This is a genomic window from Bacillus sp. FSL R5-0286 (assembly GCF_038593245.1).
Taxonomy (GTDB): domain Bacteria; phylum Bacillota; class Bacilli; order Bacillales; family Bacillaceae; genus Bacillus; species Bacillus altitudinis.
In genome coordinates this window covers 2,697,642-2,723,089 of sequence record NZ_CP151977.1, presented here as the reverse complement: position 1 = coordinate 2,723,089, position 25,448 = coordinate 2,697,642, and the positions used below count along the sequence as shown (strand labels likewise).

25 protein-coding genes are annotated in these 25,448 nt (G+C 42.7%); 17 read left to right on the top strand and 8 right to left on the bottom strand.

Going from position 1 to position 25,448, the window contains the following annotated elements:
* Positions 1–54: 54 nt before the first annotated feature.
* Positions 55–252, bottom strand: coding sequence for a hypothetical protein (locus tag NST24_RS13970; RefSeq protein ID WP_019743705.1), 198 nt, complete (start codon positions 250–252; stop codon positions 55–57).
* Complete coding sequence (locus NST24_RS13965) at positions 249–1,520, bottom strand: NAD(P)/FAD-dependent oxidoreductase (protein WP_144667093.1); 1,272 nt, start codon at positions 1,518–1,520, stop codon at positions 249–251. Before NST24_RS13965 ends, NST24_RS13970 begins: the two co-directional genes overlap by 4 nt.
* A gap of 175 nt (positions 1,521–1,695) precedes the next feature.
* Between NST24_RS13965 and NST24_RS13960 the strand changes: the two genes are divergently transcribed.
* Complete coding sequence (locus tag NST24_RS13960; RefSeq protein ID WP_017358331.1) at positions 1,696–3,318, top strand: polysaccharide biosynthesis protein; 1,623 nt, start codon at positions 1,696–1,698, stop codon at positions 3,316–3,318.
* A 16-nt stretch (positions 3,319–3,334) separates the two neighbouring features.
* Positions 3,335–4,051: a pseudouridine synthase gene (locus NST24_RS13955; RefSeq protein ID WP_017367874.1), complete on the top strand. Its 717-nt coding sequence runs from the start codon at positions 3,335–3,337 to the stop codon at positions 4,049–4,051.
* Positions 4,052–4,324: 273 nt separating this feature from the next.
* On the opposite strand, the gene NST24_RS13950 is transcribed toward NST24_RS13955, so the two are convergent.
* Both NST24_RS13950 and NST24_RS13945 read right to left on the bottom strand, forming a co-directional pair.
* Positions 4,325–4,546, bottom strand: a complete 222-nt coding sequence (locus NST24_RS13950) for a DeoR family transcriptional regulator (protein ID WP_008356419.1) — start codon at positions 4,544–4,546, stop codon at positions 4,325–4,327.
* A gap of 369 nt (positions 4,547–4,915) precedes the next feature.
* Positions 4,916–6,214: an NCS2 family permease gene (locus NST24_RS13945; protein ID WP_017358329.1), complete on the bottom strand. Its 1,299-nt coding sequence runs from the start codon at positions 6,212–6,214 to the stop codon at positions 4,916–4,918.
* A 94-nt stretch (positions 6,215–6,308) separates the two neighbouring features.
* Here NST24_RS13945 and pepV point away from each other — a divergent pair, with 94 nt between their 5' ends.
* A complete protein-coding gene (gene pepV / locus NST24_RS13940) occupies positions 6,309–7,709 on the top strand; it encodes a dipeptidase PepV (RefSeq protein WP_342461906.1) in 1,401 nt (466 codons plus the stop codon).
* 27 nt (positions 7,710–7,736) lie between these two features.
* A complete protein-coding gene (locus NST24_RS13935; protein ID WP_342461905.1) occupies positions 7,737–8,354 on the top strand; it encodes a Type 1 glutamine amidotransferase-like domain-containing protein in 618 nt (205 codons plus the stop codon).
* A 210-nt stretch (positions 8,355–8,564) separates the two neighbouring features.
* Here the strand turns inward: NST24_RS13935 and cysK are convergent, their stop codons facing one another.
* Positions 8,565–9,497 carry a cysteine synthase A gene (gene cysK / locus NST24_RS13930; protein WP_161630746.1) on the bottom strand — a complete coding sequence of 311 codons (933 nt, stop codon included), beginning with the start codon at positions 9,495–9,497 and terminating at the stop codon, positions 8,565–8,567.
* 90 nt (positions 9,498–9,587) lie between these two features.
* Here cysK and thpR point away from each other — a divergent pair, with 90 nt between their 5' ends.
* The 4 genes from thpR (at position 9,588) to NST24_RS13910 (ending at position 13,162) form a co-directional block, all read left to right on the top strand.
* A complete protein-coding gene (gene thpR, locus NST24_RS13925; protein WP_045034206.1) occupies positions 9,588–10,139 on the top strand; it encodes an RNA 2',3'-cyclic phosphodiesterase in 552 nt (183 codons plus the stop codon).
* A gap of 25 nt (positions 10,140–10,164) precedes the next feature.
* A complete protein-coding gene (locus tag NST24_RS13920) occupies positions 10,165–11,100 on the top strand; it encodes a hypothetical protein (RefSeq protein WP_024719289.1) in 936 nt (311 codons plus the stop codon).
* 47 nt (positions 11,101–11,147) lie between these two features.
* Complete coding sequence (locus NST24_RS13915) at positions 11,148–12,077, top strand: YegS/Rv2252/BmrU family lipid kinase (RefSeq protein ID WP_007501831.1); 930 nt, start codon at positions 11,148–11,150, stop codon at positions 12,075–12,077.
* 284 nt (positions 12,078–12,361) lie between these two features.
* Entirely contained in the window at positions 12,362–13,162 is an 801-nt protein-coding gene (locus tag NST24_RS13910; RefSeq protein WP_025207816.1) for a phosphotransferase family protein, read from the top strand.
* Here NST24_RS13910 and NST24_RS13905 read toward each other — a convergent pair.
* Entirely contained in the window at positions 13,159–13,434 is a 276-nt protein-coding gene (locus tag NST24_RS13905) for a YtzH-like family protein (protein ID WP_024719286.1), read from the bottom strand. The genes NST24_RS13910 and NST24_RS13905 overlap by 4 nt on opposite strands.
* 188 nt (positions 13,435–13,622) lie before the next feature.
* Between NST24_RS13905 and trmB the strand changes: the two genes are divergently transcribed.
* From trmB to NST24_RS13890, 3 genes are all read left to right on the top strand, one after another.
* Positions 13,623–14,264 carry a tRNA (guanosine(46)-N7)-methyltransferase TrmB gene (gene trmB / locus NST24_RS13900; protein WP_342461904.1) on the top strand — a complete coding sequence of 214 codons (642 nt, stop codon included), beginning with the start codon at positions 13,623–13,625 and terminating at the stop codon, positions 14,262–14,264.
* Between the two features lie 116 nt (positions 14,265–14,380).
* The gene (locus NST24_RS13895) at positions 14,381–15,229 is read left to right on the top strand and encodes an MBL fold metallo-hydrolase (protein WP_024719284.1); all 849 of its coding nucleotides are present in this window, start codon (positions 14,381–14,383) and stop codon (positions 15,227–15,229) included.
* A 73-nt stretch (positions 15,230–15,302) separates the two neighbouring features.
* Positions 15,303–17,000 carry an NAD-dependent malic enzyme gene (locus NST24_RS13890; protein ID WP_035391093.1) on the top strand — a complete coding sequence of 566 codons (1,698 nt, stop codon included), beginning with the start codon at positions 15,303–15,305 and terminating at the stop codon, positions 16,998–17,000.
* A gap of 40 nt (positions 17,001–17,040) precedes the next feature.
* Here NST24_RS13890 and NST24_RS13885 read toward each other — a convergent pair whose 3' ends face one another.
* Positions 17,041–17,355, bottom strand: a complete 315-nt coding sequence (locus tag NST24_RS13885) for a PepSY domain-containing protein (RefSeq protein WP_003217759.1) — start codon at positions 17,353–17,355, stop codon at positions 17,041–17,043.
* Positions 17,356–17,554: 199 nt separating this feature from the next.
* On the opposite strand from NST24_RS13885, the gene NST24_RS13880 reads away from it, so the two are divergent.
* Positions 17,555–18,628, top strand: coding sequence for a M42 family metallopeptidase (locus tag NST24_RS13880; RefSeq protein WP_017358321.1), 1,074 nt, complete (start codon positions 17,555–17,557; stop codon positions 18,626–18,628).
* A 207-nt stretch (positions 18,629–18,835) separates the two neighbouring features.
* On the opposite strand, the gene NST24_RS13875 is transcribed toward NST24_RS13880, so the two are convergent.
* Positions 18,836–19,282, bottom strand: coding sequence for a YtoQ family protein (locus tag NST24_RS13875; RefSeq protein WP_342461903.1), 447 nt, complete (start codon positions 19,280–19,282; stop codon positions 18,836–18,838).
* Between the two features lie 200 nt (positions 19,283–19,482).
* Between NST24_RS13875 and NST24_RS13870 the strand changes: the two genes are divergently transcribed.
* The 5 genes from NST24_RS13870 to NST24_RS13850 all read left to right on the top strand — a co-directional run bounded on the left by NST24_RS13870 (position 19,483) and on the right by NST24_RS13850 (position 25,221).
* Positions 19,483–20,511 carry a PTS sugar transporter subunit IIC gene (locus NST24_RS13870; protein ID WP_019743715.1) on the top strand — a complete coding sequence of 343 codons (1,029 nt, stop codon included), beginning with the start codon at positions 19,483–19,485 and terminating at the stop codon, positions 20,509–20,511.
* A complete protein-coding gene (locus NST24_RS13865; protein ID WP_003217665.1) occupies positions 20,498–20,818 on the top strand; it encodes a thioredoxin family protein in 321 nt (106 codons plus the stop codon). The genes NST24_RS13870 and NST24_RS13865 overlap by 14 nt, the downstream gene beginning before the upstream one ends.
* Before the next feature lie 18 nt (positions 20,819–20,836).
* Positions 20,837–21,649: a DUF1444 domain-containing protein gene (locus NST24_RS13860; protein ID WP_008343044.1), complete on the top strand. Its 813-nt coding sequence runs from the start codon at positions 20,837–20,839 to the stop codon at positions 21,647–21,649.
* A 16-nt stretch (positions 21,650–21,665) separates the two neighbouring features.
* Positions 21,666–22,271, top strand: coding sequence for a YtpR family tRNA-binding protein (ytpR, locus tag NST24_RS13855; protein WP_342461902.1), 606 nt, complete (start codon positions 21,666–21,668; stop codon positions 22,269–22,271).
* A 196-nt stretch (positions 22,272–22,467) separates the two neighbouring features.
* Positions 22,468–25,221: a DNA translocase FtsK gene (locus NST24_RS13850; RefSeq protein ID WP_342461901.1), complete on the top strand. Its 2,754-nt coding sequence runs from the start codon at positions 22,468–22,470 to the stop codon at positions 25,219–25,221.
* Positions 25,222–25,448 lie beyond the last annotated feature (227 nt).

Below are 25,448 nucleotides of genomic sequence, written 5' to 3'. Positions count from 1 at the left end.
GGCGAGTTTCTCACTCGACCTCTATTTTACCGTAACATGTTTTGCTTCCATTTATCAACCATCGATATGTGAAGATGACTTTTCTTCAATTCGTTTGCGCAGACGGTAGACATATTCTTTTAAACAAACAGCGAAAATCGTAAACGCTAAAACAATGGCGACTTTTAACGGGGTAATGGACAGCTTCATAAAGAAAGCGGCTGTTAAACTAATGACAACTGCAAGGACAATCGGAAGTGCGCGTCTAATCATTGAAATCTCTCCTTTAGTTCTAGTGCGGCATTCATGCCAGCTAACCTGCCTGTCACAAGTGCTGACGTAATATTGTAACCGCCTGTGTAACCGTGAATATCTAAAATTTCTCCGCAGAAATAAAGACCGGCCATTTTTTTGGATGCCATTTTCTTCGGTTCAATTTCTTTGACAGAAACGCCGCCACCTGTAACAAAGGCTTTATCTAAAGAAAGCGTCCCATTTGCATGGACGATGAAATGCTTACAATCATGAGCAAAAGCGCGCAGTTTATCTTTAGCGAGACCAGAAAATGTCTCCTGCGGATCAATGCCATTTCGTTCTAAAAGGAACAATAAATAGCGCTCTTGCATCCAAGATTTCAGGACATTTTTAATGGCTTTTTTTGGTTCATCTTTTAAATCACGATGAAGTTTTTGGAAAAGCTCCTCGTCATTGAGCTTTGGGTATAAGTCAATTTGAAGACGGACGGCCTGTTGCTTTTTCAGTTCCTTCACAACAAATCCGCTGCATCTCAGAACGGCAGGACCTGATAAGCCAAAGTGTGTAAAGATCATATCCATGACATGAGTGACGACGGGTTTTCCTTTTTTATTTAAAACACTCACGGCAACACTTCTTAATGAAAGACCTTGAAGCACTTTGTCCTTAATAAAACGCTCGTCTGACGTGACGGGTACTTCGGTTGGGAAGAGCTCTGTAATGGTATGACCAGCGGCTTCTGCCCATGCATAGCCATCGCCAGTAGAGCCTGTATGCGGCACACTTTTCCCGCCAACAGCAATGACAACGGCATGACTTGAAATTTTTTCATCATTATTTGTAACAATTCCAGCTGCTTGTCCGTCTTGATACAGAACGGTTTTAATCTTTTCATTCGTTCGAATGGTCACATTGAGCACGCGGAGCCTATCTAATAGGGCATCCACAACAGATTGTGCTTTGTTTGAGACAGGGAACATACGTCCATGGTCTTCTTCTTTTAGTTCAATACCTAGATTTTCAAAGAACGAAATAATATCCTCGTTATTGAACTCAGAAAATGCACTATATAGAAAACGGCCGTTTCCGGGAATATGCTTGATGATTTCTTCTACTGGAAGGCGATTGGTCACATTGCAGCGTCCACCGCCAGAAATGGCGAGCTTTCTGCCAAGTTTGTTTCCTTTGTCAATTAACAGAACCGATGCACCGTGTTCTGCCGATGCAATCGCGGCCATCAGTCCAGAAGGTCCACCGCCAATGACAATGACATCATAATGTTTCATGTTACATTCCTCTTTCTACTTTCAGTCATTTCTCTATTATAACGAAGATTGGGGAAGGCTGAAATATGAATTGATTGGTTTTGTGACTTCTGTATTGGATTTGTTACCTGTGCGATGAAATGATGTGTTAAAATAGTTAAGTTGAATATTCATTAGAAAAATGGTGGTTAAGCGCATGTCTAATAAACTGCTTCGTGGTACGTTGGTTTTAACGATAGGGACTTATCTCTCTCGTATTCTTGGTATGATTTACTTAATTCCATTTAGCGCAATGGTCGGAGCGACTGGTGGTGCGCTATTCCAATATGGATACAATCAGTATACGATCTTTTTAAGTATTGCTACGCTCGGTTTTCCAACAGCGGTATCGAAATTCGTCTCTAAATATAATGCAATCGGCGATTATGAGACAACAAGAAAAATGTTCAGGGCGGGTATGTCGGTCATGCTTGTCACCGGTATTATCGCCTTTTCTATTTTATATTTGACCGCACCGATCTTTGCCAAGATTCAGCTTGGAGGATCGAATGAAACGGGCGGTTTGACGGTCGATCAAGTGGTTTATGTGATTCGGATGGTCAGTTTGGGTCTATTGGTTGTACCCATTATGAGTCTTGTGCGAGGGTTTTTCCAAGGGCACTCGATGATGGGCCCGACAGCTGTTTCCCAAGTCATCGAACAACTTGTCAGAATCATCTTCCTATTAACAGCGACGTTTATCATTTTAAAAGTGCTTGACGGCGGTCTTGTTATTGCGGTTGGTTATGCCACATTTGCCGCACTCATTGGTGCGTTTGGCGGTCTATTTACGCTTTATTTATATTGGCTGAAGCGGAAAGATCGGCTTTTGGCAATGCAGCCGAATACAGGGGACTATTCTGGATTATCTTATAAGCAAATGTTTACAGAGCTGTTCAGTTATGCAGCACCCTATGTGTTTGTTGGGCTTGCCATTCCGATTTATTCTTATATTGATACAAATACAATTAACAGAGCGATGATTGCATCAGGACATCAGGATATTAGTACAGCGGTTCTGTCTATTGTGACGTTATATTTACCGAAGCTTGTCATGATTCCTGTGTCACTTGCAACTGCATTTGGTTTAACATTGATTCCTACCATAACGGAATCCTTTACAGCGCGAAATTACAAGCTGCTGAATCGACAAATTGATCAAACGATGCAGGTCATTTTATTCTTCGTTCTGCCTGCTTCATTTGGTATTTCGGCATTGGCTGGACCAGTTTATTGGTTTTTCTATCCGTCTGTGCATCCTGAGATTGGGACTTCTATTTTGTTTTGGTATGCACCTGTTGCGTTACTGTTTTCTCTATTCACCATTAACGCAGCGATTTTACAAGGGATTAACAAACAAAAATTTGCGATCGTCAGTCTTTTGTTAGGGATTATCATTAAAACGGTTCTCAATATCCCGCTGATTAGCTGGCTGCAAGGAAACGGTTCTGTGCTTGCAACGGCATTAGGCTACAGTGCCTCGATTTTGTATATGTTCATCATGATCAAGCGCCATGCAGGCTATTCGTTCCGCAGGATTTTCAAACGGTTTATTTTAATTGGTATTTTAACGGCAATCATGGCTGTAGTGGCTTATGTGACATGTCAGCTTGTGAGTCAAGTCATTTCATATGAAGGCGGAATCATACAAGCGGGTATTGTTATTTTGATTTCAATGATCACTGGCGGCGGTGTGTATATGTTCTTATCTTATAAAGTTGGATTGTTAGAGCGTGTACTTGGCAGCCGGATGCCATCATTTTTAAGAAAAAAGAGTTAAGAAGAGGTGGAGAAGCATGAGGCTTGATAAATTGCTGGCCAATACCGGCTTTGGTTCAAGGAAAGATGTAAAGAAGCTGGTCAAGGCCCGGGCTGTCACAGTGAATGGAGAAGTGGCGAAGCAGGTGAAAGATCATGTCGATCCAACAAATGATGAAGTGCTCGTGCATGGAGAGCGTGTAGAGTATAAAGAATTCATTTATCTCATGATGAACAAGCCAGACGGTGTCATTTCAGCAACGGAGGATCTGCGAGATGAGACGGTTGTTGATTTACTAGAGCCAGAGGATATTGCAAGGGAGCCATTCCCTGTGGGGAGACTGGATAAGGATACAGTCGGTCTCCTCCTCCTTACAAATGACGGCCAGCTTGCTCATCAATTGTTATCTCCGAAAAAGCATGTCCCGAAAACGTATGAAGTTCATCTAAAATACCCGCTTGGAGATCAAGACATCACTCGTCTTGAAGAGGGAGTTGTGATTTTAGACGACTACCGAACGAAGCCAGCGAAGGTTGAAGTAGATGCCAACCAAGAGGCAGATACACGAATCCGTTTAACGATTACTGAAGGGAAGTACCATCAAGTGAAGCTGATGGCACAAGCCGTGGGCAATGAAGTGATCTTTTTAAAACGGCTCTCGATGGGGGCTGTTTCATTAGACGAAGATTTGGCGCCAGGAGAATACCGTGAATTGACGGAGGAAGAGTTAGACAGTTTAATCAATCGTGATTAATATAGAGAAAAAGAAAAGAACCGGCATTTTGCCGGTTCTTTCAGCGTGTAGACAAACCCTCGCATTCTTTGTCAGTCCTGCGTGCTGGTGCTCACGAATGCCAAATTCGCTCCGCGCCAGTACTCGTCCTTCCTAGACTGCAAAGGTTTTCTATCACGCTGAAAAAAAGAAGACAAAGGGCTAAAATGAACTTGATTTTAGCCCTTTGTCAGCAAAATGAAAAGAACCGGCATATCGCCGGTTCTTTTTGTTATATGGAAGTTCATTATTCGCTTATGATGATATTTTTACTTTTTTTCTCGTTGTTTCCCATTTGCCTCTGCTTGGACTATGAACAAGATCGTTATAGGCAAGCACGTTTAAGTCTCTTTGGATGGTTCTAGGTGTGATCCCGAATTCATCAACCAGCTCTTGTGTCGTCACAAGACCTTTCTCTTGAATGAACATATAAACTGATTTTATTCGAGTCATCATACGGTTTGTTGAAGGTTTCAAAAAACCACTCCCTATCAATAAGATCGGATGGACTTGACTAACCACAACTTACTACACTAAAACTGCGACATAAGGACATGCAACAATGGTAAATGTTCGTGTTTCTTAATGTTTTATTCTATTATACACGTTATTATGCATCTAGTTCCACCAAAAAGTCAACTTTACGTGTTTTTAAACTTGTCTTCATGAATGAAATTATGGTATATATCATGATTTGAATCCGGTTACAACCCAATAAACACAAGGCGTATAAAGAAAATTGCCACTTAAGAAAGAGCAAAAAATAAACACAGAAAATTTACAAAATAAAAAATCATTCATACAAAAAAGACACATTCAAATGAGAAATGTGTCTTTTTATTTTGGTTATCCTTCTAAGAAAAAGAGCTGCACGAAAAATAAGACGGCAAAAATGAGCACAAGAATATGCACTTCTTTCCATTTTCCTTTTGCCAGCTTCACAAGTGGATATGATATAAATCCTAGTGAAATTCCTGTAGATATGCTAGATGTCAGCGGCATGGAAAGAATCACAAGAAAAGCAGGAAATGCTTCGTCAAGCTCATTCCAGCGAATACGTGACACTGAATTCATCATCAAACAGCCGACAATGATTAAGACAGGTGAAGTGATGGACGGCAATGACGAAATGGCTTGAACGAGCGGACCAAAAAACAAAGCCACAATAAACAATGCAGCAACGGTTAAAGAGGTCAGTCCAGTTCTTCCGCCAGCAGCCACTCCTGATGAAGATTCAATGTAAGCTGTGGTTGGGCTTGTTCCAAACATTGAGCCAATTGTCGTTGCAGCAGAGTCAGCAAGTAAGGCTCTGCGTACTTTTGGGAGCTGACCATTTTTCATTAAACCTGCTTGTTCCGCAACCCCGATCATTGTTCCTGTTGTATCAAAAATCGTCACAAGTAAAAAGGAGAAGACAACAGCATACAAGTGATGGGAAAATACATCGCCAAACGCAGCGAATGGATTTGTAATCAGCATTCCTTCAGGCAGTGCTGGGGTATCCACTAGCACTTTAGGAAAATGAAGCTGACCTGTTGCAAGTGCAATTAACGTGGTTGCTAACATGCCGATAAACAGCGCTCCATTCACTTGAAGAACCATTAATATGACAGAAATCATTAAACCAACGAGTGTCAAAATGACAACAGGTGAGCTTAAATTGCCAAGCTTCACAAGATTTTGTGGATCAGCAGTGATGATTCCAGACTGTCTTAGCCCAATGAATGCAATAAATAATCCGATACCTGCTGTAATCCCGTACTTTAAATTATCTGGAATCGCCTCAATGAGTTGTTTTCTAAGGGATGTTAACGATAAAATAATAAAGAGTATTCCAGCAACAAATACCGCACTAAATGCTGTTTGATAGCTGAGACCCCCACCACCGACAACAGTGACGGTGAAATAGACATTCAGCCCCATACCTGGTGCAATGGCAATCGGATAGTTTGCAAAGAGTGCCATCCAGAGTGTACCGACAACAGCAGCGATAATGGTTGCAGTAAAGACTTGGTCAAAAGGAATGCCTGCATCTGAAAGGATTCCTGGATTGACGGCTACAATATATACCATCGTAAAGAATGTCGTCATACCAGCGAGTAATTCTTTCTTTATGTTGGTTTGGTTCTCTTTTAACTGAAACATAAAATCCTCCATTTACGAACATTATTACAAAACACTTAATATAATATTCGTTTTAAGGGTGGATTGCAACCTTTTTTCAAGGAGGAATGGAAAAATGAATTGGGAAGCAGAAGTCATACGAAAAAAAGACAATTTGATTCAGGATACACAATCTTTTTTACAAATTGAAAGTGTCTTGGATGAAGAAGGCGGCATAGCAGGAAAACCGTTTGGTGAAAAAGTGGATGAGGCTCTTCAGTATATGCTCAAAAAAGGGCAGGACGAGGGCTTCAAAGTGAAAAATGTTGATGGTTATGCTGGTCATATTGAATATGGAGAAGGCGAAGATATCGTCGGTGTGCTATGCCATGTGGATGTCGTGCCTGCGGGAGACGACTGGACAACCCCGCCATTTTCAGCGGACATAAGAGAAAATAAAATCTTTGCAAGAGGAGCCATTGATGATAAAGGGCCAACCATGGCGGCGTTTTACGCATTGAAAATGTTAAAAGATGCCGGTCTGCCGCTGTCGAAAAAGATTCGAATCATCATTGGCACAGATGAAGAAAGCGATTGGAGATGCGTCGATCACTATTTCAAGCATGAGGCGATGCCGCAAATTGGGTTTGCGCCAGATGCTGATTTTCCAATTATTCATGCTGAAAAAGGGATCATAGATGCCATCGTATCCTTTACATACGAACAATCAGAAGAAAACAAGCGTTACATCCTTAAGCAATTCACATCAGGCATGCGTCTCAATATGGTCCCAGATGAGGCTCGCGCGATTGTGGCAGCAGCAAATGATCACGATGCTGAAGCATTAAAAACGGCTTTTGCAGCCTATCTTGCGGAAAATCAGTTAACCGGTGAGACAAACCATACAGCAGATGGACTGACATTCACATTAAAAGGTGTATCAGTTCATGCAATGGAGCCGGCGAATGGCACAAATGCGGGCATTCATATGGCGAATTTCTTATGTGCGCATGAATTAGATGAAAGAGGGCTCGCTTTTACATCACAAATAAATGCTTTATTTGATCAAGACACAAGAGGACAAAAACTCGGCATCGCTTGTAAAGATGATATTAGTGGTGACTTGACCTTGAATGTTGGCACAATCCGCTATTCGCAAAACGAAGAAGCGAAGCTTGGGCTGAATGTCCGCTATCCCGTAACAGCGGACGGTGAGGAAGTCAAAAAAGGGATTGAACGAATAAAAGGGGCAGCGATTGAGAAATTTGATGACAGTCCTCCTCATCACGTCTCAAAAGACCATCCACTTGTGAAAACCTTACAGAAGGTATACGAAGAACAAACGGGAGATCCTGCTCACCTTATTGCAATAGGGGGAGGAACGTATGCAAGGTCATTAGAAGCAGGCGTTGCCTTTGGCCCTCTATTCCCTGGAAGACCTGATTGTGCACATCAAAAGGATGAATATATCGAAATCGATGATTTACTACGAGCAACTGCGCTATATGCACAAGCCATGTATGAATTGGCGAAATAAAAAAGGAAAGAGAAGAGGGGATTCACCGTGAAAAAAATGTTCTTATGCTCTTCATTCAAAGATAGCTATTCTCTCTTGTCTGACTTTGCAGGCGACACCTTAAAAGGAAAAAGTGTGACATTCATTCCGGCAGCCAGTGATGTGGAAGAAGTCACGCACTATGTCGATGCAGCAAAAGAAGCCTTTCATCAATTAGAAATGCGTGTAGAGACTGTTCAGCTGACCGGGCAAACGGTTCAGGAAATCACACAGATCATTGGAAAGAATGATGTCATGTATGTATCTGGCGGCAATACCTTTTATTTGCTGCAAGAATTAAGGAAGCACGGGCTCGATCGTGTATTGAAAGAAGAGATCGGCAAAGGCAAGCTGTATATCGGAGAATCTGCGGGGAGTATTATCATGGCGCCAAGCATTGAATACATCTCACTGATGGATGATCAGGAGAAAGCGCTAGAGTTATCTTCCTTTGAAGGATTCAATGAGATCAACAGCTATCCGGTACCGCATATAAACAATCCTTATTTAGGTGAAGCCGCGCAGCATATCATAGAGAAAGATCAAAATACGCTCTCTTTATGCCCGCTCACTGATGAACAAGTTTTACTTGTGACAGGCGAACAGACTGAGGTCAAGACGGTCTGAGTTGTTCCTTTCAGCGTGTAGACAAACCCTCGCATTCTTTGTCAGTCCTGCGCTCTGGTGCTCACGAATGTCAAATTCGCTCCGCGCCAGTACTCGTCCTTCCTAGGGCTGCAAAGGTTTTTGAAAAGATGACAAAGGGCTAAAATCAAGTTCATTTTAGCCCTTTGTCAACAATCTGAAAGGAACAGGAGCATATGCCCTGTTCCTTTTTTAATCTTGAAACACATCACTTGATAAATAACGTTCACCCGTGTCTGCTGTCATACAAATGACAATGTGATCCTTTGGCATTTGTTTGGCTGCTTCAATGGCTGCATAGCATGCTGCGCCAGATGATGGACCGACTAAAATACCTTCAAGACGGGCGAGCTTTCGTGTGATGTCGTAAGCATCTTCATCACTCACTTGCACAATCTCATCATACACCTGTTCGTTTAAAATATGTGGGATAAATCCTGGACTTGTGCCAACAAGCTTATGTTTGCCAGGTTTCCCGCCTGATAAAACAGGTGACCCCTTTGGCTCTGCCACATGTATCGTCAATTCCGGGAATGCTTTTTTGAGTTCCTCTCCAGTGCCTGTAATGGTTCCGCCAGTTCCAGCAGTTGCGACAAAAGCGGCAAGCGGCTGCCCAATCTGTTGCACTGCATCAATAATTTCTACAGCCGTTGTTCCTCTATGAGCATCGGGGTTCGCACCATTGTCAAATTGCATGGGAATAAAGCTGTTAGGAATTTGAGCAGCTAATTCTTCTGCCTTGCGAATACAGCCTGGCATTTTTTCCTCCCCTGGGGTTAAGACGACCTGTGCGCCGTATGCCTTTAAAATATTGATTCTTTCTTGGGTCATCGTATCAGGCATGATCAGAATGGCTTTGTAGCCTCTTGCAGCAGCGTTCATCGCTAAGCCAATTCCTGTATTCCCGCTTGTTGGTTCAATAATCGTTGCCCCTTTTGTGAGCTTTCCTTGTTTTTCTGCCTCAAGGATCATATTGTAAGCAGCCCGATCTTTTACACTTCCGCTAGGATTAAATGATTCCAGTTTTAAATAAATAGCAGCGCCATGTTCTGGCTGAAGGCGCTGTAATTTTACAAGTGGTGTATGACCTATTAATTCAGCTATATTTTGTGCAACCTTCATCATGTGACACCCTTTCTTCTCATTCCGCATTACTTTAGTTATACTATCATCAATGGGGATTCGTAAAGTTTGTTAAAAAGGACAGGTGAAAATATGGCCGAAAGCCGTCATTATTTTATCGGGATTCCAATCCCTGAACAACTTGCGCATCAAATAAAAGCGGATATAGACAAGAGGAGCGGACTGTCTTTTCAAAAATGGACAGCACCCATTGATTATCATGTCACCCTTGTGTTTTTAGGTGCGATTCCAGAGGACCGTTTAAATAAGATATCTGAGCTACTTGCACAGCTGTCTCATGAGGTGTCTGCTTTCCCGCTGAAGCTGAATGAAGTAGGGATATTTGGCCAAAAGGAGCGCCCGAGAGTCTTTTTTGCAAAGCCTAGTGAAAGTAAGCCTTTGATGGATCTAAGAGAAAAAGTGAAAGCAGCCGTTTTGACAGCAGGTCATCCTGTCGAAAAGAGACCCTTTCATCCACATATGACGATTGCGCGCAAATGGAATAGGGAACAGTCCTATATAGAACAAGCACCCTTACGGAAAGAACCATATTCGATGGAGGTTTCTAGTATCGCTTTATTTGAAATCCGTCTAAAAGAAACCCCGCGTTATCACGCGATCAAACAATTTACACTACATAAATGATTCTAGAGGTTGGAGTGAGCAGCAGATGGCGCAAATTATTAAAATCCAAGATTATATATCACGATATGAACAAGACCCGCATCATTACATCAATCAGTTTATTCGGTTGAAAAAACAAAGATGGGACGAGTTAAAAAAGGCTTCCAAAGAGCAGGTGCAAAAGCAGGCTGACCAAGCCATCGAGCAAGCACCTGAACAAGAGGAAGAAAAGAGAAAGAAATTCTCCTTAAAAAGAAAGCAAAAAGAAGCCGATATGAAAAAGGAACGGGACCTGAGTCTTTTTAACGAGCCAACAGATATAGAACAAGGTGTCTTTACAAACGTTCCTACCGATGAAACGAAGCTGATTCACTTTTTTAAAGATCATCTTTACGATGTTCAGTTAAAATGGGCCAGCTCGACGATCTCTCATATTTCAACTGTCTCCCATCACATTCGCTATGATGAAAAGCTGCGGATGCTTGCAAGGCAGCTGCCAGATTCTTATTTTGTGATGTACAAGCCGGTGCTGCTCATTCAAAAAGCTGAGATGGAATTGTGTCCAGTGCTCATTACACCGCTTGAAGTCATCTGCTTATCATTCTTAGAGGCAGAGCCAGACAGTGTATATATTGGATCGAAGGAACGTTTTTGGGAAAAACGGGCGACGGGGAAAGCTGTTCAATCCGTTTTAAACCCTTGCGCAAGCCTTCTGCGCTCTGGAACTGTTGTGTCAAAAATTTTACAGCAAAGTGGTGTAGAGCTTCCTGTGAAAAAAATCCTCATCAGCCGCACCTCGTATATTGATTTGCCCGAAGTTCCATTCGGGATGGAGGTTGTCGATAAGAAGAAAGCGGAGGATTGGTTTGAAAAGCAGCGGAAAAACACGGCGCCGACAAAGCACCAGCAATTCAAAGCGACAAAGGCATTGCTCGCTTATGGTGAATCAGACAGCAAAAGAAGGCAGGAATGGCTCGATTAAAGGCATATCAAGGTCACCAAAAAATGAGACCTGAGTGGAGCTAATATATGAATGAATGGTACTTTATCGTCAATCCAGCAGCAGGACAAGGAAAAGGACTCCGCACTTGGAGAAGCATAGAGAAAGAATTACAAAAGGTAGAGATCTCATACAGATCGTTTCTTACCCAGCATGAAGGACATGCCGAAGTTTTGGCGAGACAGATTAGCGCTATGCAAGACGACAGATTGAAACGGCTGATCGTCATTGGCGGTGACGGCACATTTCATGAAGTACTGAATGGTTTGAAAGAAATTGATCATGTGCAGCTAAGCTTTGTCCCAGCAGGTCATTGGAATGATGCTGCGAAGGGGCTGGGCATCCAGCGTCACGATGTGATCAAAGAAGTGAGAAAACAAAAAAGGATGCTGACGAAAACATTTTCTCTCGGTTCCTTTCAAGATCATGCAGAAAGTCCGCAATCTGTTCTTTTTCTCAATCATATTGGTGTTGGTTTTGATGCGCATGTCTTGAAGAGAACGGTCCATTTTAGAGGGAAAAAGTGGCTCAACCGACTCAAACTCGGGTTTATCATCTACCCGCTGTCCTTTCTACATTCGTTATGGTCTTTCAAACCGTTTGACCTTGCTCTTTTTATTGAAAATGAGAGAAAAGTTTTTCGCCAAGTGTGGTTTGTGATCGTATGTAATCACCCATATTATGGAGGTGGGCTGGAAGCAGCGCCGGAAGCAAGTGCGAGGCAATCAGGATTTCAAACAATCGTTGTCACGGATTTGAATCCATTGAAAGTCCTCTTATTTTTAAGTGCAATGGTTTTTAAAAAGCACCTTGTAATGGAGGGAGTCACCCTTTTTCAGCATGAAGAAGCCTACTTGGAGGCAGATGAAAAAATCCTATTTCACGCTGATGGAGAAGTGATTGGCGCCACTCCAGTGTTTGTTAAGGCTAGTGAGCGATCGTTAAAATTACGTGGCTAAGAAGCAGCCAGTGTGCGCACGAGCAAAAGAAACATGAAAAAAGACTTCCCTTTTCATAAGGTTCTTGTCCTGTTTTTCTAGTTTTGCTTGACGAGTATAAGAAGGTAGCGATAAAATCTATAGGACGGCTATTGTTTAGCATCTCATTCTCAATAGCTGTCCTTTTTGTTTTTATGATCATATAAATAAAAAATAAACAGCCAATTGATCTCAATCGGCTGAATTTTGTCGACTAAAAAAGCATGATTTAAAATATTTTAAGAAATGATGGGTTGAAAATTGATATGAACTGGTTGGGACAAATATTAGGTAGCGAATGGCACATCTCTCCTGCTGGAGGCGCTACGGGAGATGCGTACTTCGCAACACACAATGACCAAAAGCTATTTTTAAAACGCAATACGTCACCGTTTCTTGCGGTTTTGTCAGCTGAAGGCATTGTGCCGAAGCTTGTCTGGACAAAACGGATGGAAAATGGGGATGTCATTACTGCGCAGCACTGGCTGAGCGGCAGAGAGCTGAAGCCAAAGGACATGAATGACCGTCCTGTAGCGGAGCAGCTAAGAAAAATTCATACATCAAAAGAGCTGCTCGATATGCTGAAACGATTAGAAAAGCACTCGCTTGACCCGGCATCGATCTTGATGCATCTCAAGGCATCGATCTTAAAAGAGCAGATTGACTCACATGATATCACGCGCGCCATCCAGTATTTAGAGAAACATGTGGAGGCAGTTCATTTCGAGGATAAGGTCGTATGCCATTGTGACCTCAACCATAATAATTGGCTGCTGACAGATGAAAACCAGCTCTATTTAATTGATTGGGACGGGGCAATGATTGCGGATCCAGCGATTGATCTTGGACCGCTCTTATACCATTATGTTGAAGAAGAGAACTGGGAAAGCTGGCTCTCTATGTATGGTGCTCCGCTGACCGACAACTTGCGAAAACGCATGGCATGGTATGTGCTGGCTGAAACCGTCTCGTTTGTCGTTTGGCATAAAAGAAAAGGAAATGAAAAGGCGCAAAAAGAAGTGCAAGCCGAGCTACATGCACTCTTAAAACGGTTAAACATCCATTAAGACAGTGGAATGTTCTCGACCCAGTCAGATAGATGCGATTGATGCGCTTCGATATGTGCATCAATTGAACTGACAGAGGTACCTTTTTGGCTGTAATCATAAATATCTGTTAGTAGCTGACGAACGTCAGCATCCAAATCTTCTTTTGCCAGCATTAATTGAATCACGCGTCCCACCTGTTCATATTCTGCAACAGTCCCGCAGCAATCCAGCTGGTGATCAGTTAAAATATCTTTGATTAATTGAAGCTGATGTTGGCGGTTTAATCCCATACGTATGCTCCTTTCAAGCGTGTCATTTATGTGGTTAAACTGTGCATTCAGCTTTGATTTTATACATGAAGCAGACCAGCCCAATTAGCAGCTGGTCTTTTTCATATGTGCGGATAAGATGCTGTCTTGCGGCTCTTTATGTTTCATGGTATCTTGATAAAATGTAAAGAAAATAGAGGTGTATCAAATTGAGAATGCGACATAAACCATGGGCGGATGATTACTTAGCTGAAAATGCTCATATTGCTTTAGCCAACCCTGAACAATACAAAGGGAAATGGCATGAGCTGTTTGCAAATGATCATCCAATCCATATCGAAGTCGGTACAGGAAAAGGGAGTTTTATTGCCGGAATGGGTAAGCTTCATCCTGAGATAAACTATATCGGCATTGAATTATTTAAAAGTGTCATTGTGACGGCAGTCGATAAAATCAAAGAAACAGATGTAGAAAACGTAAAGCTTCTAAACATCAACGCAGAGACACTGACAGATGTCTTTGCGGAAAATGAGATTGACCGGGTGTATTTAAACTTCTCTGATCCGTGGCCAAAATCAAGGCATGAAAAACGTAGGTTGACGTTTAAAGCCTTTTTAAAGCGATATGAACAGATCCTCCGTCCAGGCGGTGAATTACATTTCAAAACCGATAACCGCGGACTATTTGAATATTCCTTGAAAAGCTTTTCGTCTTACGGACTCCTTTTAACGTATGTGAGCCTTGATTTACATGAGGATGGTCTCGAAGGAAATGTCATGACAGAATATGAAGAGAAATTCTCTTCCATGGGACAACCGATCTATCGATCAGAAGTGAAATTCCCTGAATAACAAGCGAACAAAGCTGGCTGCAACGAACGATTGCGGTCAGCTTTTTTTGATAAAAAGATTAGCACATGCGATTTTCCTTTGTATTTGCTACGATAGAATAAGGAGGGATGACAGCAATGGAGACAATGAAAATAGGTGAAATGGAACTGTTCTGGTTAAATGGGGGAGATACACACATGGATGGCGGTGCCATGTTTGGCGTGGTGCCAAAGCCATTATGGTCAAAAAAATACCCTGTGAATGATCGAAATCAAATTGAATTACGGTGTGATCCAATGCTCATACGGTGGAACGGTCTTCATCTGTTAGTAGATTCCGGCATCGGGTCAGGGAAGCTGACAGAGAAACAAAAACGCAATTATGGCGTCACAGAGGAAACGAAAATAGAAGAATCACTTGCGGCTCTCGGTTTGCGCCCATCTGATATAGATTACGTCTTAATGACTCATTTGCATTTTGATCATGCAAGCGGGCTGACAAAACGTGAAGGCGATAAGCTTGTGTCTGTTTTTCAGCAGGCCAAAATCATCACGTCCAAAATTGAATGGGACGAAATGAGAGCGCCGAACATCCGCTCAAGAAATACATATTGGAAAGAAAACTGGGAGCCTGTTGCCGATCAAGTCATGACATTTGAAGATAGCATTGAAGTAACAGAAGGCATTCGCCTGCATCATACAGGTGGACATAGCAATGGGCATAGCATCTTAACGCTCACAAGTCAGGGAGAAACAGCTATTCATTTAGCGGATATCATGCCGACACACGCTCATAAAAACCCGCTTTGGGTGTTGGCATACGATGATTATCCAATGACCTCGATCCCGGCGAAGCAAAAATGGCAGGCATTTGCCGAAGAAAACAATGCATGGTACTTGTTTTATCATGATGCCATCTACCGTGCTGTAAAGTGGGATGAAGACGGGGCAATGACCCATGAGGTCAAAAGAGAAACCGGAAGATAAAAGATCATCTGTATGTTTTTGTGCCTTTCACACAAAATAAAGACAAAATGAACTTGTGAAAGGAAGAGTGCAGGTGAATCAATTTTATCGTGTACATGGTGATGTCATCGAGACACCGTTAAGAGGGATCGAAGTCATGTCTGTCCCTTATTTAAACAAAGGGGTCGCATTTACAAAGGAAGAGCGGGAAGAGCTTGGGTTAAAGGGATTTCTGCCGCCGAAGGTGTTAACACTAGAAGATCAAGCAAAGCGTGCATATGAACAGTTCAAAGCACAGCCAGACGCACTTGGGAAAAATGTCTATTTAACTGCGCTTCATGACAGAAATGAAGTGCTCTTTTATAAATTATTAAATGAGCATTTGGCAGAAATGCTGCCGATTGTTTACACACCGACCGTAGGAACAGCGATTCAGCGTTACAGCCACGAGTATAGAAAGCCAAGAGGAATTTATTTATCCATTGATGACCTAGAAGGAATGGAAGAAATTTTTGCATCTTACGGAGTGGATGAATCAATTGATCTCATTGTCGCAACAGATGCAGAAGGAATTTTAGGCATCGGTGACTGGGGTGTTGGTGGAATCGCCATTTCAGTCGGAAAACTGGCTGTTTATACAGCCGCAGCAGGTATTGATCCTAGTCGTGTACTGGCAGTGGTGCTTGATGCTGGAACCAACCAAGAAAGCCTTTTAAATGATCCGCTTTATGTGGGAAATCAGCACTCCCGCGTTCGAGGAGAGCGCTATGATCAGTTTATTGATCAATATGTGGAGCTTGCCCGTGCGACTTTTCCAAATGCACTTCTTCACTGGGAAGACTTCGGTACAAAAAATGCGCGCGCCATTTTGGAAAAATATAAGGACCGTATTTGTACGTTTAATGATGATATTCAAGGAACTGGAGCCGTTTCACTTGCTGCCGTTCTGGCTTGTGCAAAAGCATCGAAGGTTCCGCTGAAAGATCACCGAATCGTGATCTTTGGAGCAGGTACAGCAGGGATTGGTATAGCCGAGCAAATTCGTGATGCCATCGTGAGAGATGGTGTCAAAGAAGAGGAATCATATGATCATTTCTGGTGTATTGATAAAACGGGATTGCTCACAGATGATTCACCCGACATTCAGCCATTCCAAAAGCCGTATGCAAGACGTTCTGATGAAGTGAAGGATTATGCACGTAATGGTCCAAAGCATTCGATTGATTTGTTAGAGGTCGTGAAGCAGGCGAAACCTACGATCTTAATTGGTACCTCAACTGTAGGTGGGGCATTTACAGAGGAAATAGTGAAAGAAATGGCGTCACATGTAGAGCGGCCAGCGATTTTACCGATGTCAAACCCGACACCTCTTTCAGAGGCAAAGCCGGAAGATCTCATTGAATGGACAGAAGGACGTGCGCTTGTCACAACGGGAAGCCCGTTTGATCCAGTTGAATATGGCGGTGTGACATATGAAATTGGGCAGGCAAATAATGCCCTTGTGTTTCCAGGGCTTGGTCTTGGAACGATTGTGTGTAAAGCCCGGCTCATGACAGACAGCATGTTTGTTGCGAGTGCTGAAGCGATTGCGAGCATGGTCAATGTCGGAAAACCGGGTGCTGCGATGCTTCCAAGTGTTGATCAGCTCAGAACGGTTTCAGCGACAGTGGCTGTCCGTGTGGCACAAGCAGCGATTGACGAAGGAATTGCGGAAGAAACCCCTGATGATCTCATTCAGGCTGTGCAAGACGCCATGTGGCACCCTGTATACAAAAAAATCAAAGCCATCTAAAAAAAGCTTCGCAAGGACACGTCTTTGCGAAGCTTTCTTATTAAGCAACAGAATCAATAACATCAACGATCATGCCTGTTTTAGCATCAATCATGACTTCATACTGTTCCAGCTCGCCAAAAGCGGAGCGTGTAATGCCAGACTTGTACACATCAATCGTTTCACCATTTACGGTATACGGTTCTGGTACAGTATAAATCCAAGAGCCATCAATCGGGCCGCGCTGTTTAAAAGCGGATTTCACAATTTTTAACGCTTTTTCAGACGAGATATACGTCGGGAAAAAGACTTTCTTTGCAACAATTGCAGCGGCTACGCCAATACTCGCACCAATCAGAACATGTTTTAACTTCAACGTGCTGCACCTCCGTATTGCTGTTTTTTCCATTATACAAAACTTGTCCAGCGATGTTAAGAAATCCGAATACTTGAAAGCATATTCAAAATTTCTGGAGAGATACTTGGAAAACCGAAAGAATTCTTATAGTATAAAGTGAGTGTTATTTTTATAGGAATTTATATGGTCATTACATAGAAATGAGGGTAACTGTCAAATGAACGAAGAAACAATGTCGCTTTTCCGAAATTTAACAGAACTACAAGGAACTCCAGGTAATGAGCACCATGTGCGTGCTTTTATGAAAAAGGAACTTGAGAAATATTCCGATGAACTCATACAGGATCGTCTTGGCGGAGTGTTTGGTGTCCGCAAAGGCCCAGAGAACGCGCCGAAGATTATGGTGGCTGGTCATATGGATGAAGTCGGCTTTATGGTGTCATCCATTACGAAAAACGGAATGATTCGTTTTCAAACACTTGGCGGCTGGTGGAGTCAAGTGATGCTTGCGCAGCGCGTGGATGTTCATACGGATCACGGGCCAATTCCGGGCGTTGTATCGAGCACACCTCCTCACCTTCTGACACCAGAACAAAAAAGCAAACCAGTAAAACCGTCAGATATGCTGATTGATATTGGTGCAGACAGTGAAGAAGAAGCGAAAGAGCTTGGCGTTCGCCCAGGGCAGCAAATCGTTCCTGCAACGGTCTTTACCCCAATGGCCAATCCGAAAAAGATTTTAGCCAAAGCTTGGGATAACCGCTATGGGTGCGGACTTGCCATTGAATTATTGAAAGAATTAAAAGACGAAGCTCTTTCATGTCAGCTATATTCAGGCGCAACCGTCCAAGAGGAAGTAGGGCTCAGAGGGGCTGAGGTAGCTGCGAATATGATTCAGCCTGATCTGTTCTTTGCTCTAGATGCGAGTCCCGCAAATGATGTGACGGGAGACAAATCACAATTTGGCCAGCTTGGAAAAGGTGCACTTCTTCGTATTTATGATCGCACGATGATTACGCACCGAGGCATGAGAGAATTTGTTCTCGATACAGCCGAAACAAACAATATTCCATATCAATATTTCGTATCGCCAGGCGGTACGGATGCTGGACGTGTCCATATCTCAAATCAAGGTGTACCGTCTGCTGTTATTGGTGTATGTGCGCGTTACATTCATACAAGTCACTCTGTCTTGCATGTGGATGATTATGCAGCGGCAAAAGAATTAATTGTTCGTCTTGTGAAAAATTGTGATCAAAGCACGGTGGATTCGATTTATCAACAAGTGTAAACGATAAGAAAAAGGCTGCCTCTTTTAAGAGCACAGCCTTCAGCGTGTAGACAAACCCTCGCATTCTTTGTCAGTCCTGCGTGCCGGTGCTCACGAATGTCAAATTCGCTCCGCGCCGGTACTCGATCTTCCTAGGGCTGCAAAGGTTTTCTATCACGCTGAAAAGAAGAAAAAGGGCTAAAATCAAGTTCATTTTAGCCCTTTTTCTTATTCTTGTTCAAACACGTATGACAACGCCTTAATCGCTTGATTCACTGTTTCGACAGTGATATTTGCTTTGTTTGATAGTTCCTTTAGTGGATGATGTAATTCTTTAGGACGAATTAAAATAAGGGGTTTTTCTTTGGCGATGGCAGAAGAAGCATCCATTGCCGTGTTCCACTGTTTATATTTCTCACCAAAGCGGGCGATGACAACGTCTGCCTTATTTAATAATAGTTCGGTGCGGAAATTGTTCAAATCAGAAGCCGCATCGTCTTTCAAGATGGCATTTGGCTGCCCGCCTAAAATATCTTCTCCGATGTTATCTGATCGGTCATGATTCTCCATTGGACCAACAAACGTCACTGGTAGTTTCAAAGACTGGCTTTTTTCCTTAATTTCATCGCGCCACTGGCTATGGATTTCTCCAGCTAAATAAACCGTTAATTGCATAACAATCTCCTCCTTGTGCACAAACTTAGTAAAGGTTTGCCCTGTTTCTTTTCATGTTACACAAGAAGTGCTTGATAAAGCAAAAAAAATATGATTATGATATTCATGGTAGAGACTATTTTTCATCGTAAGAAGACTACATATAATGGGAAGGACAGGCCTCTTCGTCTTTCCTATGAGAAAGCAGGAAGACGACGTTGATGACTTATTTAAAAAGAAAGGGTATTTCCCTTTCGCCAAAGGTGTATTTTATTGATGCACTCTCTTATATGGCTTTAGGTCTATTTGCTACATTAGTGGTAGGGCTGATTTTAAAAACAGCAGGCGGCCTGTTATCATTTCCTCTCATCGTGGAAATGGGAACGCTCGCAATGGGGCTGATGGGACCAGCAATTGGCGTAGCGGTTGCTTATCGCTTAAACGCATCTCCATTAATTATTTTCGCAAGTGTTGTTTCAGGTGCCGCTGGAGCAGAGCTTGGGGGACCTGCTGGAAGCTTCGTGGCTGCTCTCATTGGTGTGGAATTAGGCAAACTGATCAGTGGTGAGACAAGAATTGATATTATTTTAACGCCGCTTGTGACCATTATCACAGGTTTTCTCACTGCTGCTTTCATCGGCCCTGGGATTCAGGCGGTGATGACAGGGCTCGGCAGGCTGATCGTATGGGGGACTGACCAAAGTCCACTCATCATGGGTATGCTGGTTGCAACCATTGTTGGACTTGCTCTTAGCTCACCGATTTCAAGCGCTGCGCTTGCGCTGATGCTTGATTTAAGCGGTCTTGCTGCTGGTGCGGCAACGATTGGCTGCTGTGCGCAGATGGTCGGCTTTGCTGCTGCAGGATTTAGGGAAAATCGTTTTGGCGGTCTTGCTGCGGTAGGCATTGGAACCTCAAAGCTACAGCTGCCGAACATTGTGAAAAATCCGCTCATTCTCATTCCGCCGACGATTGCAGGACTGATTCTTGCGCCAATTGGTATCATTGGCTTTGGGATGGTCAATAATGCGGCAGGAGCGGGTATGGGAACGAGCGGTCTTGTCGGCCAGCTCATGACTCTCACAGTCATGGGATTTCATCCATCCGTTTTCCTCGCAATTGCTCTTTTGCATATCGTTGGCCCGGCAGTGATTAGTTTGGTAGTATCAGAATGGATGAGAAAGAAAGGCTATATACAATTCGGAGATTTAAGTATACAAACTGGAGGAATCAAACATGAAAAAAATTGAATCAAACGAAGAATTACAAAAAGTGATTCAAGAAGACTTAACCGTATTACTATTTTCAGCTGATTGGTGCCCGGACTGCACATTTATTGAGCCGTTTTTGCCAGAGCTTGAAGCAAACTATCCAGAATTTGAATACTTCTATGTGGATAGAGATCAGTTCATCGACACTTGTGCAGAGTGGGAAATTTACGGAATTCCAAGCTTTTTAGTCTTTAAAAACGGACAAGAGATCAACCGTTTTGTCAGCAAAGATCGTAAGACAAAGGAAGAGATTGAAGCATTTTTAACAGATTCTCTTTCTAAATAACGAAAGGAGAGTCTTATCATGGCGAAAATGACATCAAGACAGCTTGCCAATCAATTGAAAAGCCGTCTGACGAACGACAGCTGGACCCACCAGTTTGACAGGGAAAAAGATACGCTTCGTGTGGAAGATAAACATACAGGAAAGGGCATCACGCTTGAGCTCCCACCGATTATTGCAAAGTGGGAAGTAAAGCCTGATGAAACACTAGATGAGATCGTTTATTATGTGAAAGAGGCGCTCAGCGCTATGAAAGGTGAAGCGCAGCACATCTCAGGTAAAGAGAAGCACATTTATCCGGTCATTCGTTCAACGTCCTTTCCAGAAACATCAAGTGATGAGATTCCGCTCGTTTTTGATGAGCATACAGCAGAGACAAGAATCTACTATGCACTTGACCTTGGAAGCACCTACAGATTAATTGACGAGAAGATGCTGCAAAAGGAAAACTGGACAAAAGAACGAATCAGAGAAACCGCAAGTTTTAACGTCCGTTCACTAAAGACTGTGGTGAAAATGGATGAAGTGGCGGGCAACCGTTTTTATTTCTTCCGTGCAAACGACGGGTACGATGCAAGCAGAATTTTAAATGAATCGATTTTACAAGAATATGCGCAAAAAGTAGAGGGGCAAATGGCCATTTCCGTTCCCCATCAAGATGTGTTCATCATTGCAGATGTACGCAATGAATCAGGCTATGATATTTTAGGGCAAATGTCGATGAGCTTCTTCGCCAGCGGCACGGTTCCGATTACGGCCTTGTCATTTTTATATGACGAAGGCAAGCTTGAACCGATCTTTATTCTTGCAAAAAGCAGACCAAAACAGCAGTAGAAGGGAATTTTGAAGAATGAACGTTTTTTATAATGCAGAAGGTGTCGGCGACACACTCCTTATTTCATTGAAAGATGTAACAAGAGAAGAAGTAGGTAATGAAACGTTTGGAGATGTCGTAAGAATCTTCAATCAAGACACAAAAGAAACAACAGGTTTTAATATTTTCAATGCATCTACTTACATGAAAATTGAAGAAAACGGATCTGTACCGCTTTCTGAAACGCTTGTTCAAGATATCAATGAAATTTTAAACCGCAACGGTGTCAGTGAAACATTAACAGTGGATCTATCACCTAAGTTTGTGGTCGGTTATGTGAAGGAAAAAGAAAAACATCCGAATGCAGATAAACTGAACATTTGCCAAGTAGATGTTGGCGATGAAACCTTACAAATCGTGTGCGGTGCACCAAACGTTGATCAAGGTCAATATGTTGTGGTTGCAAAGGTCGGTGCTGTGATGCCGAGCGGTTTGGTGATCAAAGATGCTGAACTAAGAGGTGTTCCTTCAAGCGGAATGATTTGTTCTGCAAAAGAATTAGATCTTCCGAATGCGCCTGCTGAAAAAGGAATCCTTGTTCTAGAAGGAAGCCGCCAAGCTGGCGAACCATTTGAAGCGTAACCTCCCATAAACGGGTACAAATGAGCGAAGAATGTGTTATACCAAAAGTCACTAAGTACGTACTTAGTGACTTTTTTTCATCTACAGACAGCATGAACAGCAAAGCGTAGCACTTTTCTCGCTTTTCTGCATGAAAAAGCAATGGTATACTAAAAATCGCCCAAGAAAACGTAAGGGGAGTTAAAGTGAGTGATAAATGATGAGTTGGTTAGATAAATTTTTTAGTGTATTTTTAGGAGAAGAAAAAAAAGAAGAAAAAGCTGAGAGGCCTGAAACAGGTCCGATTGCACCAAAGCAGCCAGCTGTTGAACAACATAAAGAATATAAAAAAGTTGAAGATACGAAAGTGTATTATGAATATCCAAAAGGCAATTTCCGCTTTCCTCTCGTTCCAGATGAACCTGCACGTGAGGCAGCAAAGCAACAAGAAAGAAGGCGCACGCGGCCAAGTCAGCCAAAGGCAAAGCAGACGACCTATCAGCCAAAACAAACAGTGCAGCCTGATCTCAATAAAAAGCCTTTTAAACCAGAGCAAATTCCTTCACCCATCTATGGCTACCACCAGGATATGCGTCCTAAACATGCAGCAGCCAAAGAAGACACATCTTCTGTCAAAATGAAATCGTCAGAAGAAACGTCACAGCGTGTCACACTGTTATCAGAAGAAGCAGAGCGTGAACGGAATGTAAGACAGCAAATGAACATCCCGTCTATACGAAAAGAACAACGTATGGAAGACATGATGTCAGCCCAAACAGAAGAACAAGCAGAGAAGCAACCTGTCACGACGCCGCTTACTTTGCAAGAGGAACTCGCTTATCAAGATCACGTTCAATCAACGATGGAACGTTTATATGACGAGCCTTTCAGTGAGACAGAGGATCAAGATCAAGCTTTGTCACAGACCAAAGACGATCGAGAAGCATCCTTACATATGGAGCAAGCTGAAGCATCTAACGAGCCTCTAGAGATGGAGCAAGAACAGGCAGTCACCGTTGAACAAGAAGAGCCGATGATTCCGCTTGAAGATGATACTGAGAAAAAAGAGAGCTTTACATTTGAAACAGCTTTAAGCGCATCACCAGCACTCGACATGGAGATAGAAAGCCCGGTAGAAGAAACTGCGATGCTGGAAGAGAATGAAGTAGAGGCTGCGGAGGAAACAACAGAGGCTGCATGGATAGAAGAAAGTCAAGCAGACGTGTCAGTGGCAGCATTTGAACAAGAAGAACCGGTGATCATACAAGATTCGCAAGATGATGATTCTCTGCCGGAAGAAAAATTAACAGATGATGAAGTCATGCCAGTTGAAGAAGCATCAGATGAATTTGCTGACTCTGGACAAGCAGAGATCGCCGGGGATATGGCAGAAGAGCTTGAGGAAACACCTGAAGAAACGCCTGAAATAAAACGTGAAGAACCAAAACCGTCTTCTCCACAGCCAAAGCGCTCAAGCGGTCAAACCTCCACCGTTCCTTTTAACGTCATGATGTTAAAAAGTGATCAGCGCGTGCAAGGACAGAAGAAAACGGCAGATGCACAAGGATATGCATTTCCGAGTTTAGCCCTTCTAGACGTTCCGCCAGCACAAAAAGAAGAGGACGGAACATGGGTGAAAGAACGGGAAGAACTGCTCAATGCCACACTGAAAAATTTCAATGTCAGAGCAAGTGTTGTTCATGTGACGCAAGGTCCTTCTGTTACAAGATTTGAAGTGCATCCTGAACCAGGCGTGAAAGTGAACAAAATTACAAACCTGTCAGATGATATCAAACTCAGTTTGTCTGCAAAAGATATTCGAATCGAAGCGCCGATTCCTGGGAAGAACACGATTGGAATCGAAGTGCCGAACCTTCACAGTAAAATGGTTTTCTTGAGAGAAATGATCAGAAGCAGTGCCTTTAGAGACAACCCATCTCCATTAACGGCAGCGCTCGGATTGGATATTTCCGGTCAGCCCGTTGTGGTTGATTTGCAAAAAATGCCGCACGGCTTAATTGCCGGAGCAACAGGTTCAGGGAAAAGTGTCTGTATTAATACCATTCTCGTGAGCCTAATGTTTAAAGCCTCACCTGATGAAGTGAAAATGCTGTTAATCGACCCTAAAATGGTCGAACTGGCGCCGTATAATCACATTCCGCATCTTGTGAGCCCAGTTATTACTGATGCCAAGACAGCAACAGCTGCCCTGAAATGGGTAGTAGATGAAATGGAAAGACGCTATGAACTGTTTGCACACTCTGGTGTGAGAGAAATCAAACGATTTAACGAACTGGTGAAAGAAAAACAAATGGGTGAAAAACTACCATATCTCGTCGTTGTCATTGATGAGTTGGCTGATTTAATGATGGTCGCACCAAATGAAGTCGAAGAAAGCATTTGCCGAATTGCCCAAAAAGCAAGAGCATGCGGGATTCACTTACTCATTGCGACGCAAAGACCTTCTGTTGATGTCATTACAGGCCTCATTAAAGCAAACATCCCAACAAGAATTGCTTTCTCTGTTTCAAGCCAAGTGGATTCAAGAACCATTATTGATATGGCAGGTGCTGAAAAGCTTCTTGGAAAAGGAGACATGCTGTTCTTAGAAAATGGCTCTGGCAAACCGACAAGGCTGCAAGGGAACTTTGTATCAGATCGAGAGATTGATGAAGTGGTAGCGCATGTGAGAAAACAGCGCAAGCCTGTGTTCCTTTTTGAACAGGAAGAATTGATGCTCCAAGGCTCTGCCATTACAGACGAAGATGAATTGTTTATGGACGCATGCCGATTCGCCATCGAGCAAAATAGTGCAAGTACATCCAGTTTGCAAAGAAGATTTAGAATTGGCTACAATCGAGCAGCGAGATTGATTGATATGATGGAACGTGAAGGAATGATCTCTGGTGCAAAAGGCAGTAAGCCAAGAGAGGTCCTCATGACACTGAGTGATTTAGAACAATTGATCTAAACAAACCACTTCATTTTTTTGATAAACATGGTATGATAGCACATAGGTGCAATTTTTGAATTGGACGCTTTTCGCATGCCTGTCTGAACGCTTTTTAACGAAAATGAGCGAAAGCAGGTGTTAGAAATGGGAAAGTTGTCGGATACTAATCATAGTTAATATTGATTAGAATAGGAAGATCGGAAAAAAATCTTTATTTGGAGCTGCGATTTGTGATCAGCTAGAGA